Raw genomic sequence first — 15660 nt, 5'->3', positions numbered from 1 at the left:
TTTAACGATAGGAGCGAATCTCAAATTGGTCAACCGGTTGACGTGTTCTTTTTTCAGATTCAGCATGACGGCTGGTGGCGGAGCCGGTTGCTACGCTTGGGAGGTGTCCATAAACTCCGCCGCATCGACGGCCAAGATCAGCGCAGCGCTCGGTTCCGTGGGCCAGGGCTCCGTTGTCTCTGAGGTTGCCGAGCGTTTGCTGGCCTATTTCACCAGTGGTGACATCGCCGTCGGCACGCGCCTTCCGGCGGAGCGCCAGCTGGCTGCGTCCCTGGGGGTGGGCAGGTCTGCAGTGCGGGAGGCGCTCGCCGCGCTGGAGATCCTGGGGATTGTCATTGTCCGTCCGGGCTCCGGCACGTACCTCCGCGACGGCATCTCCGAACTCCTGCCCCGCACCCTGAGCTGGGGGATGATGCTGGGCGCACCCCGGACGCGCGAACTGGTGGAACTGCGGAGTGGCCTGGAGGTCCAGGCTGCGCAACTCGCCGCCGGCCGGATCACCGAAGAGGCGCTGGAACGCATGCGCGGCAACCTCGCCACCATGGCTGACACCCTTGATGACCTTGCCGCATTTGTTGAAGCGGACGCTGCCTTCCACCGCGAAATTGCCGAAAGCTCCGGAAACCAGGTCCTGCAGGAGCTCCTGCAGAGCATCCGGTCGCTGCTGCGCATCTGGGTGGACCGGGCACTGACCGACGAAGGCCACGCGGCGTCGGCGCTCAAGGAGCACACGGAAATTTTCGCTGCCCTGGAGGCGCATGATGCCGAGGCTGTCACGAAGACCATGCGCTCGCACATGCTCACGGCTTCCCGGCGCCTGCTCGCCGGCTTCGACGCCTCGCAGTAGCGTTCGGGCTGCTTCCTTGCCCGGGCTGGGGTTGTGGAGTCCGACTATTGGTCAACCGGTTGACTTGTGCGTGGTGCTGATTCCATAATCGGGTATGGCCTGCCTCACAGGCCCTCTTTGAGTTTGCTTCAGCGACGCCGGGCACCCGGGCCATAGCAGCCCCGGGCAAGGCAGAGAGCAGTGACGTGTCGTTCCAGCCCCTTGCCGATACCCAGCCCGTACTGTCCGCTTCCGTCCAGGCCCGGCTGGCACCCCCGCTCCGGGTACTGTCCGCGGGACCGTGGACTGCCCGGCTTGTCGGCGACGAGCTGGCACACATCAGCTATGCGGGCCGGCCGGTGCTGCGGGCCGTCAAGGCTGTTGTCCGGGACCAGGACTGGCGGACTCCTCAGCCTTCGGTCCGAAGCATCGAGATCACCCAGGACGACGACGGCCTGCACGCGCGCTGGACCGTTGCCTTTGCCGGCTACGGCGTGGAGTATGGCGCCGTCCTGAGCGCCGTTTTCACTCCCGCGACGGTGGAAATTTCCTTCGAAGGCACCGCCGCGCACGCCTTCCGGAGCAACCGGATCGGCCTGGTGGTGCTCCACCCTCCCGCCGACACCGGCAAGGACATCACTGTCGAACACCCCGACGGCGGCAGCACGGCCGCGCAGTTTCCCGGCGACATCAGCCCGCACCAGCCGTTTATGGACATCGCGGCCCTCGAGTGGGCCGATGCCGGCACAGCCTTCCGGCTGTCCTTCACCGGTGACGTCTTTGAGACGGAGGACCAGCGGAACTGGACGGATGCGTCCTTCAAGACCTACAGCACGCCGCTGTCGCGCCCGTTTCCGGTGGACGTCGCGGCCGGGGGAACTGTCAGGCAGTCCGTTCTCCTGGAGGCCGCAACACTGGAGCCGCAGGAGGCGGTGGAAGCGGCCGCCGCTGCCGACGCCCGCGGGCCCAGGGTGGTCACCGCGCACATAGGCGGTGAATCCGGCCGGGTTCCGGCACTGGCGGTGGTTGCAGGGCCGCAGCCAGGCCGGCTCCCGGCGATCCCCGGGCTCGATGCCGTCCTCGTGGAGCTCGTCGAAGATTCGGAAGGCATTGACTCCTCCGGCTCCGGGCGGTCCGGCTGGGCTGCCCAGCTGCACGCGGCGGCCGCCGCCGCGGCCGTCCACGGAGCCGGGCTGGACATCCGGGCGGTAACCGCGGACCCCGCCGGCGCCGTGGCAGACCTCGCCCCGTACCTGGCCGAGGCCAAACGGCTCGCAGTGTTCCATCCGGCCAGCCACGTCACCGAGCCGGACGGCTGGCAGGAATTCAAGGCGTCGGCGCGGGTCGCAGGGTTCAGCGGAATCCTCCTCGCCGGTACCCGTGCCCACTTCACGGAACTGAACCGCGACAGCAGCCGCACGCCGTCGGACTCCGACGCCCTCACGTTCAGCATCACGCCGCAGATGCACAGCACCGAGGCCGCGCACATCATCGAGAGTGTGCCGATGCAGCGGGTCGCGGCCCGGAACGCGCTGCGTCTGGCGGGCGGACGGCCTGTCCACGTGGGTCCGGTGACGCTGCTGCCGCGGTTCAATGCTGTGGCCACGTCCGGCGATGATGCCGAAGCCGAAGCGGATGAACTGCAGGACCAGCCGTTCACCGCGGCGTGGATGCTGGCGAGCATCCGTGCGCTGACCCTGGACGGACTGGCGTCCGTCAGCTACTTCGAGGCGTCCGGGCCGAGGGGAATCTCCGACGCCGGCGGCCGGCTGAGTCCGGCCGGTGAACTGCTGAAGCAACTCGCCGCACTGCGGGACTCCGTGGTGTTGGCGGTCGACGTCGAGGCGGGGCCGGCGGAGGCGGACGCTGTGACTTTGTACCCCGTGCGGTCACCGGAGGGCCTGGTTATTTTTGCCGGGAATCTGTCCGGTGCAGCGGTTGCCGTGGACGTCCGGCTTCCTCACGGAGTCAATGCGGGCGACGGCGACACCGCACCCGGGCGGCTGGCCCTCGGACCGTGGTCCGCCGGCGTCGTCCGTTTTCCGGCAGCCGATTTTCCGGCACCAGGCTGATCCGCCCCACAAAACTTGCTGCCGGCTTCCGACGGCGGCGCCACCTTAGTGAAAGGAGACCCCATGGGTCTGCGTCTTGAAGGAAAAACTGCCCTCGTCACGGGGGCCGGCTCCGGGATCGGCCTGGCCGTTGCCCAGCGGTTCGTCGCCGAAGGGGCCACTGTCTACTTCGCCGACATCAACGTGGAGGCTGCCGAAAAGGCCGCCGCCGCTACGGGCGCTTCCGGCGCGCACGCCCTCCGGATGGACATCTCGGACGAAGCGAGTGTGGCCGCCGCGTACGCCGCCGTGGCCGAGGCGGGGCAGCTCGACGTGGTGGTGGCGAACGCCGGAGTCCAGCTGTTCGGGCAGGACGCCAAGGTGGGCGACCTGGACCTGTCCGTCTGGGAGAAGACGGTTACCATCAACCAGCGCGGAGCGTTCCTCACCCTCAAGCACGCCGTCCGGGCCATGGAAGGCCACGGCGGGTCCATCATCTGCACGGGCAGCCCCACTGCCGTGGTGGCCTGCGGCCAGACGTTCACCGCATACACCAGCTCCAAAGCCGGAGTCCACGGCCTCGCGCGCGTGGTGGCGGCCGATTACGCGCACGCCGGAATCCGGGTCAATATCGTGGTTCCGGGTTACACCGAAACGCCCCTGGTCCAGGCCATTGCCGATGACCCCGTCAGCCGTGCTGGCCTGGTGGACTCCACCATGCTGGGGCGGCCCGGGACAGCCGCGAACGTGGAGGGCATCATGGTGTTCCTCGCCAGCGACGACTCCGCCTACGCCACCGGCGGGATCTTCACCGTGGACGGCGGCCTGACGGCGCTGTAGTACGCACTACAGCCCCGTGATCTCGTAGCAAGTCCTGTATCTGCCCTGGCCAGTGGGGCGGTTCCCAGTCGGGGTGTTCGCTTAGGTAGTGGCGGCCGGTGGGTGAGGTCCAGCCGGGTGGCTCGTCTTTGGTGGCTTCGGTGGGTGTCCACGCCGTGGTGTGTTTCAAACGGTGGTGTTTGCGGCACAGTGATTCAAGGTTGGTGATGCCGGTGGTGCCGCCGTTGGCCCAGGCGAGGATGTGGTCTGCTTCGTTGTCGAGGGAATGGTTGTTGCAGCCGGGAAAGGAGCATTTCCGGTCGCGTATGCGCAGCCATTGCCGCATCGCTGCGGGGATGGGGTAGCTGGTTCGTCCGATTTCCAGTGGTGCGCCGTTGCGGGGGTCGGTGAGGACCCGGCGGAATGAGGATGCCCCGTCCGCGACGAGTTTGCGGGCCATGGAGGCGGGGATCGGCCCGTAGCCGTCGAGGTCGGCTGGTTCGTCGGTGAGGCCCATCAGAGCGAAAACCGGGACGGTCACGAGTACCTGGGCAGCCGGTGAGGGCGCACGACCAGCGGCGGCCACGTCCTTATCTGGAACGACGCCCGCAGCGACCCCGTCCGTGACCGGCAGGCGGACAGCTGCAACATCATCGCTGGTGCTGGTGCTGGTGCTGGTGCTGGTGCTGGTGCTGGAGGCCGCTGCGCCTTTGCTGTTGGTGCCGGGGGCTGGGTCTGTGTTGCCGGCCGTCGGGTTGCTGGTGGCGAAGCCGGCGCTGAGGAGTAATTTGGCGGCGATGTCGGCGCGGAGTTGGGTGATGGTGCGGGTCTCGGTGGGGCTTTGGAGTGACCGGGCGGCGGCGGTGATGCGGTTCCAGATCCCGGCGGCCTGGTCCGCCGGGAGGTACGCGCTGAGCCAGGCCATGCCGTCCCGGTCCGGTGCGTAGTCCAGCCGCCGGTCCAGGAAGCTTTTGGCGTGGCGTTTTTCGATGCTGACCGGGTGGTGGCGTTCGCGCCAGGTGCGGGCTTTGTGCCGGAACCTGGACGGGACCAGCTCCCCGGCCGGGCACCACCGGGCCGGGTGCGGTGCGTCGGGGTCCAGGAAATGGGCTTCCAGCGCGGCGGCCCCGGCCCGGTCCAGGCCGGTTGTTTCGTCGACCATGATCCGGGCGTGCTGCCACGACAGGTCCCCGGCCTGCAACCCGTCGAGGGTCAGCGGCAGCGTGGTGGTCAGTTCGTGGGACTGGGCCAGCAGGGCCGAGGCCGAGCGTTCGCTGACCGTCAGGGCACAGGCGACCTCCGCGACGACGCCCATGTCGCGGGCGAGGCGCTGATGCGGCTGTTCATCCGGAGGGGACATGGCCCGGGTTACGTTGGCGAACCCTGCGGTGAAACGCACCTTCCTGGCGGCAAGCATGGCCTCCAGCCGGGCCGTCACTTCGAGACCTTCCAGGCACGCATCTGCCCGGTCGCGGAGCGGGTTCGAACAGATGGCATCGGAGCGGCCCTCGCTGCGAGCCGCCAACACCGCAAGCGCAGCCATGGAAGCCATCATGGCCTCCATCGAATCCACTGCTGCGGCGTTTCCCATACCTCCATCATCGTGCGAGGCACCAACAAAAACCGCGAAGCAAATGCCCTATGTGGATAACCTCCGGCTCCCTTCCAGAAGCCACTTTTGAAGGGTTTTCGGCCTGTCAGTCCGAAGGGCCGTAGGTGTACGTTCGCGCCGGGGTGTTCCGGGCAGGTGGAGCGGGAACCCCTAAAACTTTTCCGTGGTGATGGCCTCAAGGAATGCGACCACTTCGGCGGGCATGTCCACCGAGTCGTTGTCCAGCAGCCACTGCACCTGCAGGCCGTCCATCAGCGCGGCAAGCTGGCGCGCGGCGGCCGGCGGAGCGATGCCGGGACGCAACTGGCCGTGCCTCTGAATCTCCGCGAACGCGTCCTTCATCGTGCCCCGGACCCAGTTGTAGCGCCGTTGGAAGTACTCGTGGGCCGGATGGTCGGGATCGGTGGCTTCAGCCGACAGGACGCAGTACAGGGCCACCAGGCCGGGGATAGTGGTGTTGTAGCGCGTGAGCTCCACCAGGCCGTGGAGCAGCCCAATCCCCTGGGCACTGAGTGCCCCGGTCCTGGCCACGGACTCCTCGTCCCTCAGGGTGAGGACAGCCTCCAGGAGCGCTTCCTTGTTGGGGAAATGATGCAGCAGTCCCGCCTGGGTCAGGCCCACTTTGTCTGCCACGTCCTTCAGCGAACCCGAGCGGTAGCCCGACGTCGAAAACACCTCGAAGGCAGCCGCCAGGATCTCCTGGCGCCGGCCTTCGGTCTTGGCGTAGCTGCCGCGCGGGCGGCCCCGCCGGGGAGTGTCCGCGACCACGGTGGCAGGCGTGTCTGTCATCACATAACCCTAACAAGCTGGCTTTGGCGGGCGGCAAGCCAATTGGTCAACCGCTGTGGGTGCCGTCACATTTCAGAACGATTCAACTTTCTAAAATAAAAACCTAGTACCCACTAGGTTTTCATGTTACGGTCTTTCCCAATGGCAGTCCATGGTGGACGCCACTGACCGTGAAAGGGACCAAAGATGTTCCGATCCAAGCGAATGGCCGCCGTAGTTGCCGCCGTTGCCCTGAGCCTCGCCGGCTGCTCCGCCGGTGGAGATGCCTCCGCAGAACAGTCCTCACAAACCCTCACCCTCGGCGCCATCCAGTCGCCCAAGACGTTCGATGCCAGCCAGTCCGAGTTCGCCAACCTCTCGCCGTTCTACCAGGCCGTGTACGACACCCTGCTCCGCATGCAGCCGGACGGCACACTGGTGCCCATGCTGGCGACGGAGTGGAAGTACAACGAGGACAAGACCGTCCTGACCCTGAAACTCCGCGATGACGTGAAGTTCACCGACGGCACCGCTTTCAACGCCGACGCCGCCAAGCAGAACCTTGAGCGCTTCAAGGCCGGCACCTCCCCGGACGCCCAGTTCCTTGCGGCCCTGAAGACGGCCACCGCCGTCGATGCCACCACCCTGGAACTGACGCTCTCCGCCCCGGATCCGGCCTTCCTGAACTACCTGTCCAAGGACGCGTCCTTCATGCAGAGCCCGGCTTCGTTCGCCAACACGGACATCGCCACCAACCCGGTCGGCTCCGGCCCCTACGTGCTGGACACCGCTGCCACCGTTACTGGCACGTCCTACACGTACAAGCGCAACCCGGACTACTGGGACAAGGACCTGGTCCACTACGACAACCTGGTCCTGAACGTCTACCTCGACCAGACGTCCCTGCTTAACGCCATCAAGTCCGGCACCCTGAACGGCGCCAACACCATTGACAACAACACGCTGACGGAGATCGAAGCCGCAGGCTACAAGGTCAACCCGCTCCAGCTGAACTGGTCCGGCCTCCTGATCTTCGACCGCGCCGGCACCACCAACCCGGCCCTCAAGGACGTCCGCGTCCGCCAGGCCCTCAACTACGCCTTCGACACAAAGGCGCTGCTGCAGTCGATCGGGCAGGGCTACGGCGAGCAGACCGCCCAGGTATTCCCGCCGTCGTCGGACGCCTATGACAAGTCCCTGGACTCCCGCTACGCCTACGACCCCGCCAAGGCCAAGGCACTGCTGGCTGAGGCCGGCTACGCCAGCGGCCTGACCCTGACGCTGCCGTCCTCCACCCTCCTGGGCAACACCATTCCGGCGCTGATCACCCAGCAGCTCAAGGACGTCGGCATCACTGCAGTATTCACCGACACCGGCAACAACTTCATCGCCGACCTCCTGGCGCCGAAGTACGGCGTGAGCTACATGATCCTGGAGCAGCAGTCCGACTGGCAGCTGATCAACATGAAGCTCACTCCCAACGCCCCCTGGAACCCGTACAACTACGAGGACCCCAAGGTGGATGAACTGGTCAACAAGATCCACGTCGGATCTGCTGACGAGCAGAAATCCGCGGCGAAGGAACTGAACAAGTACATCGTGGAGCAGGCCTGGTTTGCCCCGTGGTTCCGCCCGCAGTCCAGCTTCGTCACCGACGCCAAGACCAACGTCGAGGTCCAGACGGGCAACGCCTACCCGTTCATCTGGTCCTTCACCCCCGCCTCCTAGCGGACAGCTGCCGGACCGGGCCGCATCCCAGCGGTCCAGTCCGGCAGCTTCAGGAACCTTCCTTAAGGATTTTCGAATGTACCGATTCGTGCTGCGGCGCCTGTTTTCCGGTGTCCTCCTGCTGTTCGTCATCACCACGGTCGCCTACCTGCTGCTCTATGCGGGCGGCGGCGACATCGCCCGCCGCATCGTGGGCCCCACCGCAAGCGACGCCCAGGTTGCGCTGAAAGCCAGCCAGCTGGGCCTGGACCGTCCGCTCCTGGTCCAGTACTGGGACTGGCTCACCAGCGCCCTGACCGGCGACCTCGGCCGGTCGTGGTTCAACGGCCAGCTCGTCAGCGCAAGCGTCAGCAGCCGTGTCTCCGTCACCATCTCCCTGGTACTGGGGGCCACCATCATCGCGGCCGTTGTTTCGATCGTTGTGGCCGTCTGGGCTGCAGTCCGACGCGGCTGGGTTGACCGGGTGGTCCAATTTGTGGGCGTCCTGGGCTTCGCCATTCCGGGCTTCCTGATCGCCCTGGGCCTGGTGTCCCTGTTCGCCCTGAACCTCAAGTGGTTCAAGGCCACCGGTTATGTCCCAATTACGACGTCGTTCGGCGGCTGGGCGGCGACGGTCACCTTGCCGATCATCGCCCTTTCCATCGGCTGCATTGCCGCTGTGGTCCAGCAGGTCCGCGGCTCCCTGATCGATGCCCTCCGCCAGGATTACGTCCGGACGCTGCGTGCCCGGGGCCTGTCCTTCAACCGCGTGGTCTACAAGCACGTGCTGCGCAACGCCGGCGGCCCCGCCCTGGCCGTGCTCGCTGTGCAGTTCATCGGGCTGCTGGGCGGCGCCGTCATTGTCGAACAGATCTTCGCACTGCCCGGGCTCGGGCAGATCACCGTCACCGCCACCGGCCAGGCCGACATCCCGGTCGTGATGGGAGTCGTCGTCGCGACGGCCGCCATCGTGGTGACCGTCAACCTCATCATCGACCTCGCCCAGGGCTGGCTCAATCCGAAAGTTCGGCTGTCATGACCGCTACACCTCTCGTACTGCCCGCAACGGCAGCCAAAGTTCCCCTGTTCCGCCGGCTCCTGACCCACCCCACGGGCGTGGCGTCCCTGGCCGTCCTGCTCATAGTTGCACTGCTCTCGGTCCTGGCGCCGCTGCTGGCAACCCACGATCCGAGCACCGCCAGCCTGCAGGACGTGCTGGCCAAGGCCGGGTCCGAACACCTCCTCGGTGCCGACAGCGCAGGCCGCGACGTCTTCAGCCGGCTGCTGTTCGCCGGCCAGTTCAGCCTCGCCGGCGCACTGTTGGCCCTCGCTGTCGCGCTGGTCGTTGGCGTCACGGCGGGCCTGATCGCCGGGTACTACGGCGGCTGGTTCGACTCGGCCTCCTCCTGGCTCACGGGCCTGACGATGGCCCTTCCCGGCATGGTGGTGCTGCTGGCGGCCCGCGCCGTGATCGGCCCGTCCATGTGGCTGTCCATGATGATCTTCGGCGTCCTGCTTTCACCCGCGTTCTTCCGGCTGGTCTACGCCTCCGTCACCGCCGTCCGCAACGAGCTCTACGTGGATGCGGCACGGGTTTCGGGGCTGAGTGATTTCCGGATCATCGGCCGGCACATCCTGACCGTGGTCCGGGCCCCTGTGATCATCCAGTCCGCCATGGTCCTGGGCATTGCCATCGCCATCCAGGCCGGCCTGGAGTTCCTCGGCCTGGGCGACCTGAACATCCCCACCTGGGGCAGCATGCTCAACGACGGCTTCATCAACATCTTCAAATCCCCCACCCTGGTGCTGTGGCCGTCCCTGATGATCGGCCTGGTCTGCATCGCCCTGACGCTGCTGGCCAACGCCATGCGGGACGAGCTGGAACGCAGCCGCGGACCGGTGAAGAAGAGCCGCAAAGCCGCGGCAGCGGCCGCAGCAGCCGAGGCCGAAGGTGCCGCCGAGAAGCGCGGTGCCGCCGCCGTCGTACACCCCGACGGACTGAATGAAAACGCCGGCGAGCTGCTGCTGGAAGTCACCGACCTGGGTGTCGGCTACGACCAGCCCGACGGTTCCACCACCAACGTGGTCAACCACGTTGGCCTCACAGTACGCCGCGGCGAAGTCCACGGCCTGGTGGGCGAATCCGGGTCCGGGAAGACGCAGACCGCGTTCTCCATCCTCCGGCTCCTGCCGCAGGGCGGACGCATCACCGGCGGCTCCATCTTCTTCGAGGGCAAGGACCTGGCGCACCTGTCCGAGAAGGAGATGACCAAGGTCCGCGGGAAGCGCATTGCCTACATTCCGCAGGAGCCCATGTCCAACCTGGACGGCGCGTTCACCATCGGCAGCCAGCTGATGGAGCCCATGCAGGTCTGCCTGGGAATCTCCAAGGCCGAGGCCCGCAAACGCGCCCTGGCGCTGCTGGCGAAGGTGGGCATCCCCAACCCGGAACGCACGTTCAACGCCTACCCGCACCAGATCTCCGGCGGCATGGCCCAGCGCGTCCTGATCGCCGGCGCAGTGTCCTGCGAACCGGACCTGCTGATCGCCGACGAACCCACCACCGCCCTGGACGTCACCGTCCAGGCCGAAGTCCTGAACCTGCTCCGCGAGCTCCAGGACGAACTGAACATGGGCGTCATCCTGGTGACCCACAACTTCGGCGTGGTGGCCGACCTCTGTGACCGCGTCTCCGTGATGCAGACCGGCCGCGTGGTGGAAACCGGTCCGGTCCGGGCCATCTTCAACGATGCCCGGCACCCGTACACCCGCCAGCTGCTGGACGCGATCCTCGAGGACACGGCACCCCGCGGCCAGTACCCCACAGCCGGCCGCAAACCCGCCGCCCCAACAGCCGGGCCCAAGGCATTGAAAGGAGTGACGTCATGACCGAGACACTGCTCGACGTCAAGGACGTTGTTGTGGAATACCCGCTCAAGGGCTTCCGGAAGGAACCGTTCAAGGCGCTCAAAGGCGTTTCCCTGGACATCCGGCCCGGCGAGACAGTGGGCCTGGTGGGGGAGTCCGGTTCGGGCAAGACCACCCTGGGCCGCGCCGTGCTGGGCCTGGCGCCCGTCACCGGCGGCAGCATCAAGTACCGCGGGCAGGAGATCTCCAAGGCCACCCGTGCCCAGCGCAAGGAGCTCAGCCACGAGATCCAGGTGGTTTTCCAGGACCCCTATACGTCGCTGAACCCGTCCATGACCATTGAGCAGATCCTCACCGAGCCGCTCACGGTCCGCAAAGTGGAGCGGCAGGCCGCCAACAAGCGGGTCGCGGAGCTTTTGGACCAGGTCCGGCTGCCGCACGGCGCAGCGCACCGGCTGCCGCGGGAATTCTCCGGCGGCCAGCGCCAGCGCGTCGCGATCGCCCGGGCACTGGCCCTGGACCCGAAACTGATTGTCTGCGACGAACCCGTCTCCGCCCTGGACCTCTCCACCCAGGCCCGGGTCATGGAACTGTTCATCGAGATCCAGGAACGCACCGGCGTCGCCTACCTCTTTGTCTCCCACGACCTCGCTGTCGTCCGGCACCTGAGCCACCGCGTGGCCGTGATGTACCACGGCGAGATCGTGGAGTGGGGCGACGGCGAACAGGTCACCGGGGCGCCCGAACACCCCTATACCCAGCGTCTGTTTATGGCCGCGCCGATTCCTGACCCCGACCGGCAGGCCAAACACCGCGCCGACAGGCTCCGGCTCCTGGAACTCCAGCACCAGCAGGACGTCCAGGCCGGCGTCGCCTGACCCCCGGGCCCCGGGCCCCGGGCTCCGGGCTCCGGGCTCCGGGACAGACAGCCGCCTCATCAACACTGCGTCAGCCATGACACGTGCAACGCAGGAACAGCCAAGAAAGCCACCATGGAAACCCTCACCACTGATCCGAACGCCGACGAGACCACTGACCAGACCACTGACGCCCGGCTGAAGTCCCTCCTGGCTGACCTGACGCTCGAAGAGAAGGTCCAGCTGCTGACCGGCCGCGACTTCTGGACCACGTGGCCCCTGGAGAAGATCGGCCTGCGCCGGATGCTCTTCTCCGATGGGCCCACCGGGGTCCGGGGCGAGGTCTGGGATGAGCGTGAGCCGTCCATGAACTTCCCGTCGGCCGCCGCGATCAGCTCGTCCTGGGATCCGGCGATCGCTGACCGGCTCGGCGCCGCGTCCGCCGTCGAGGCCCGCCGCAAGGGCGTGGACGTGGTCCTTGGCCCCACCATTAATCTGCACCGCTCGCCGCTGGGCGGCCGCCACTTCGAGGCCTTCAGCGAGGACCCCGTCCTCACCGCCGAGCTCGCCGCAGCGTACGTGGCCGGGGTGCAGCGCAACGGCGTGGGCGCCACCCCGAAGCACTACATCGCCAACGACTCCGAAACCGACCGCTTCACCGTGGACGTCAAGGTCGGCGACAGGCCGCTGCGCGAGCTCTACCTGCTCGCGTTCGAGAAGGCCATCGTTGAGTCGAAGGCATGGCTGGTGATGAGCGCCTACAACTCGATCAACGGCGCCACCGCCACCGAAAACGACCTGCTGGAAACCCCGCTGAACAGCGAATGGGGCTTCGACGGTGTGGTGATCAGCGACTGGACCGCCGTCCGCAGCATCAACTCCGCGAACGCCTCCCAGGACCTGGCCATGCCGGGCCCGGACGGCCCGTGGGGCGAAGCCCTGGTGGTGGCCGTGAAATCCGGCCAGGTCCCGGAGGCCGCGATCGACCGCAAGGTGTTCCGGATCCTGCAGCTCGCCGCCCGCGTCGGGGCCCTCGAAGGCTTCGACCCCGTGGCCGCCGAACCGGTGGACCGCGAGGACCCCATCGCGTTCGCCCGCGAGGCCTCCGCCGCCGGTACCGTCATGGTGAAGAACGACGGCGTGCTGCCGCTGGATCCTGCCGCGGTCACGACGGTCGCGGTAATCGGGCACAACGCCCGCTACGCCCGCACCCAGGGCGGCGGGTCCGCCACCGTGGTGCCGGAAAAGATCGTCACCCCGCTGGACGGGATCCGCGCCGCCTTCGGCAAGGACAACGTGACCTACAGTGTGGGCGCCGTGGTGCAGGAAGGCATCGCCGAACTGCCGCTGGAACAGATCACCAACCCCGCCACCGGGGCCCCCGGCGTACGGGTCCGGTTCCTGGACACCAACGGCGAGGAACTCTTCGCCGAGGACCGCCGCTCCACCGCCCTGGTCTGGTTCGGCGGCGACGCGCCCATCGCCGCGTCCTCCACCGTCCAGTTCCACACCATCTACACCCCGGACGAGACCGGCCCGGTCCGCCTCGGCTTCTCCACGGTGGGCCACGGCCGGATCTTCGTCGACGGGACACTGGCCCGCGAGGCCACCATCGAAGCCACCGGCACCGACCTCGGCGCGGCGTTCCTGGCCCCGCCCTCAGCGTCCGTCGCAGTCCAGGCCACGGCCGGCGTCCCCCTCGAGGTCCGGATCGAACTCGACACCAATGACCGCGAAGGTGCCCTGTCCAACGCCCTGGCCATCACCATCGGCGTGGAAGCGGACGACGCCGACCCGGACGCCCTGATCCGCGACGCCGTGGAGGCCGCCCGCGCGGCCGAGATCGCCGTCGTTGTGGTGGGCACCAACTCCCGCGTCGAATCCGAAGGCTACGACCGCACCTGCCTGGAACTGCCCGGCCTGCAGGACCGCCTGGTCCACGCCGTCGCCGCCGCCAACCCCCGGACCATCGTCATCGTGAACTCCGGATCCCCGGTCCTGCTGCCCTGGCGCAACGAAGTGGCCGCGACCCTGATCGGCTACTTCGGCGGCCAGGAATTCGGCCATGCCCTCACCGACATCCTCACCGGCGCCAGCGAACCCGGCGGCCGGCTGCCCACCACCTGGCCCGCCACCCAGGAGGACGTGCCCGTCATCAACGTCACCCCCGCCCCGGACGGGACGCTGACCTACGACGAAGGCATCCACATCGGCTACCGGGCCTGGCTCAAAGCCGGCACCACCCCCGCCTATGAATTCGGCTACGGCCTCGGCTACACCGACTGGACCCTGGACACCGCGGACGCGCCCGCCGACGCCGCACCCGGTGCGGTCGTCCCCGTCACCGTCACCCTGACCAACACCGGAACTCGGCCCGGGAAGAACGTCGTCCAGGTCTACGCCGAAAAGCCCGGCTCCGCCGTCGACCGCCCGGTCCGCTGGCTCGTCGCCTCCGCCCCCGTATGGGCCGGACCCGGCGAAACCGTGACCGCCGTCGTCGAGGTCCCCACCCGGCTCCTGGCCTACTGGGACAAGGGCTGGACCTACGAACCCGGCAACTACACCCTGCATATCGGCACGTCCGTCACCGACCTGCCGCTTGAAACCACCCTGACCCTGACCCACCTCTCCCAGGAGGGAGCAGCATGAACCTGCCCAACCCGCTGATCCCCGGCTTCAATCCGGACCCCAGCATCGTCAAGGTGGGCGGGGACTACTACCTGGCCACCTCCACGTTTGAATACCTGCCCGGCATCCCCGTCTACCACAGCACCGACCTGGTCAGCTGGACCCGGATCGGGCACGTGGTGGACCGTGAAGGGCAGCTGGATTCCCGCGACGTGCCCACCCTCGGCGGCGCCTGGGCTCCCACCATCCGCTTCCACGACGGCCTGTTCTACGTGGCCGTCACCGACGCCATGGCACGCGGCACCCTGGTGTTCACGGCCAAGGATCCCGCGGGCCCGTGGAGCGACGGACTCGCCATCGAGGGCGCCATCGGCATCGACCAGGACCTCGCCTGGGACGAGGACGGCACCGCCTTCATGACCTACTCCGGGCTGGACACCGTCACCGGAACCATCAACGAGCACGGCGGCATCCTCCAGGTCCGCGTCGACCTCGAGGCAGGCAAGGCGCTCGAAGAACCCCGCAGCGTCTGGTCCGGCACCGGCCTGATGTTCCCCGAAGCGCCGCACCTCTACAAGCGGGGCGACTACTGGTACCTCATGATCGCCGAGGGCGGCACCGAGCGCGGCCACAGCGTCAGCATCGCCCGCGGAACCTCCCCGGCCGGACCGTTCGAGTCCAACCCTGCCAACCCCATCCTGAGCGCCCGCAGCACCGACCGGCCCATCCAGAACACCGGCCACGGCGACCTCGTGGAAACCCCCGACGGCGGCTGGGCCATGGTGCTCCTCGGCATGCGGCCCAAGGGCATGACCCGCGCCTTCTCCGCCCTCGGCCGGGAAACGTTCATCACCCCGGTCACCTGGGAGGACGGCTGGCCCGTCGCGGAGCCGGTCATCCTGAACCCCCGCGAGGGCGGGAACGCGTTCGAAGATGACTTTGCGGACGCAGAGCTCGACGGCGGCTGGATCGCCGTCCGGCGCTTCCCCGGCGCGTTTGCCTCCACCGAAAAAGTCCCGGGCCGCCTCACGCTCACCAGCGACGGCACCAGCCTCGACGACGCCCGGCCAGCGTTCCTGGGCCGCCGCCAGCAGTCCCAGGTGGAGACCATCGCCGCCCTGATGGATGCGGGGGAGAACGGCTCGGGCGGGCTGGCGGTCCGCTACGACGAAGCCCACCACTACTCGATAGAAACGGACGGGACCACGGTCACCGCCCGGGCCCGGATCTCCTCGATCGAACAGGCCTGGACCCGCCCGGCGCCCGGCGGCCCACTTGAACTGCGGATCGAAACCCGGGAACCAAACCCGGACAACGCCATCGGCAGCCTGAGCTCGGACACCATCGCGCTGCAGGCCGTCATCAACGGCGAACCGGTGACCCTGGCCGAACTCGACGGCCGGTACCTCTCGGCCGAGACCGCCGCGTCCTTCACCGGACGGGTCGCCGGCGTCTTCGCCAGCAGCGGCACGGTCTCGTTCGACTGGTTCCGCAGCGAAGGCCGCGAACCCCGCTAGAAATCCC

At 67.6% G+C, this 15660-nt stretch carries 11 protein-coding genes; 9 read left to right on the top strand and 2 right to left on the bottom strand.

Going from position 1 to position 15660, the window contains the following annotated elements; all coding sequences use genetic code 11:
* Nucleotides 1-103 precede the first annotated feature (103 nt).
* The 3 genes from J2X42_RS04525 (at nucleotide 104) to J2X42_RS04515 (ending at nucleotide 3717) form a co-directional block, all read left to right on the top strand.
* On the top strand, nucleotides 104-847 hold the full coding sequence (locus J2X42_RS04525) for a FadR/GntR family transcriptional regulator (RefSeq protein WP_310162637.1): 744 nt from the start codon (nucleotides 104-106) through the stop codon (nucleotides 845-847).
* Between the two features lie 185 nt (nucleotides 848-1032).
* Nucleotides 1033-2898: a hypothetical protein gene (locus tag J2X42_RS04520; RefSeq protein WP_310162635.1), complete on the top strand. Its 1866-nt coding sequence runs from the start codon at nucleotides 1033-1035 to the stop codon at nucleotides 2896-2898.
* A gap of 63 nt (nucleotides 2899-2961) precedes the next feature.
* Nucleotides 2962-3717 carry an SDR family oxidoreductase gene (locus tag J2X42_RS04515; RefSeq protein ID WP_310162633.1) on the top strand — a complete coding sequence of 252 codons (756 nt, stop codon included), beginning with the start codon at nucleotides 2962-2964 and terminating at the stop codon, nucleotides 3715-3717.
* Here J2X42_RS04515 and J2X42_RS04510 read toward each other — a convergent pair.
* Nucleotides 3686-5287 (bottom strand): DUF222 domain-containing protein, encoded by a 1602-nt coding sequence (locus tag J2X42_RS04510; RefSeq protein WP_310162631.1) that lies wholly within the window; start codon nucleotides 5285-5287, stop codon nucleotides 3686-3688. The two genes, J2X42_RS04515 and J2X42_RS04510, sit on opposite strands and share 32 nt — an antisense overlap.
* 171 nt (nucleotides 5288-5458) lie before the next feature.
* Nucleotides 5459-6097, bottom strand: coding sequence for a TetR/AcrR family transcriptional regulator (locus J2X42_RS04505; RefSeq protein WP_310162628.1), 639 nt, complete (start codon nucleotides 6095-6097; stop codon nucleotides 5459-5461).
* A 186-nt stretch (nucleotides 6098-6283) separates the two neighbouring features.
* Here J2X42_RS04505 and J2X42_RS04500 point away from each other — a divergent pair, with 186 nt between their 5' ends.
* The 6 genes from J2X42_RS04500 (at nucleotide 6284) to J2X42_RS04475 (ending at nucleotide 15653) form a co-directional block, all read left to right on the top strand.
* Nucleotides 6284-7804, top strand: a complete 1521-nt coding sequence (locus tag J2X42_RS04500) for an ABC transporter substrate-binding protein (protein ID WP_310162626.1) — start codon at nucleotides 6284-6286, stop codon at nucleotides 7802-7804.
* A 76-nt stretch (nucleotides 7805-7880) separates the two neighbouring features.
* The gene (locus J2X42_RS04495; RefSeq protein ID WP_131132336.1) at nucleotides 7881-8822 is read left to right on the top strand and encodes an ABC transporter permease; all 942 of its coding nucleotides are present in this window, start codon (nucleotides 7881-7883) and stop codon (nucleotides 8820-8822) included.
* Nucleotides 8819-10672, top strand: coding sequence for a dipeptide/oligopeptide/nickel ABC transporter permease/ATP-binding protein (locus J2X42_RS04490; RefSeq protein ID WP_310162622.1), 1854 nt, complete (start codon nucleotides 8819-8821; stop codon nucleotides 10670-10672). The genes J2X42_RS04495 and J2X42_RS04490 overlap by 4 nt, the downstream gene beginning before the upstream one ends.
* Nucleotides 10669-11529, top strand: a complete 861-nt coding sequence (locus J2X42_RS04485) for an ATP-binding cassette domain-containing protein (protein ID WP_310162620.1) — start codon at nucleotides 10669-10671, stop codon at nucleotides 11527-11529. Before J2X42_RS04490 ends, J2X42_RS04485 begins: the two co-directional genes overlap by 4 nt.
* Before the next feature lie 114 nt (nucleotides 11530-11643).
* Nucleotides 11644-14157, top strand: coding sequence for a glycoside hydrolase family 3 C-terminal domain-containing protein (locus J2X42_RS04480; protein ID WP_310162618.1), 2514 nt, complete (start codon nucleotides 11644-11646; stop codon nucleotides 14155-14157).
* Complete coding sequence (locus J2X42_RS04475; RefSeq protein WP_310162616.1) at nucleotides 14154-15653, top strand: family 43 glycosylhydrolase; 1500 nt, start codon at nucleotides 14154-14156, stop codon at nucleotides 15651-15653. The genes J2X42_RS04480 and J2X42_RS04475 overlap by 4 nt, the downstream gene beginning before the upstream one ends.
* Nucleotides 15654-15660 lie beyond the last annotated feature (7 nt).

The sequence above is a fragment of the Arthrobacter sp. BE255 genome (assembly GCF_031457335.1).
Classification (GTDB): Bacteria; Actinomycetota; Actinomycetes; order Actinomycetales; family Micrococcaceae; genus Arthrobacter.
The sequence above is the reverse complement of the archived record's forward strand: the minus strand, read 5'-3'. Positions and strand labels throughout refer to the sequence as shown.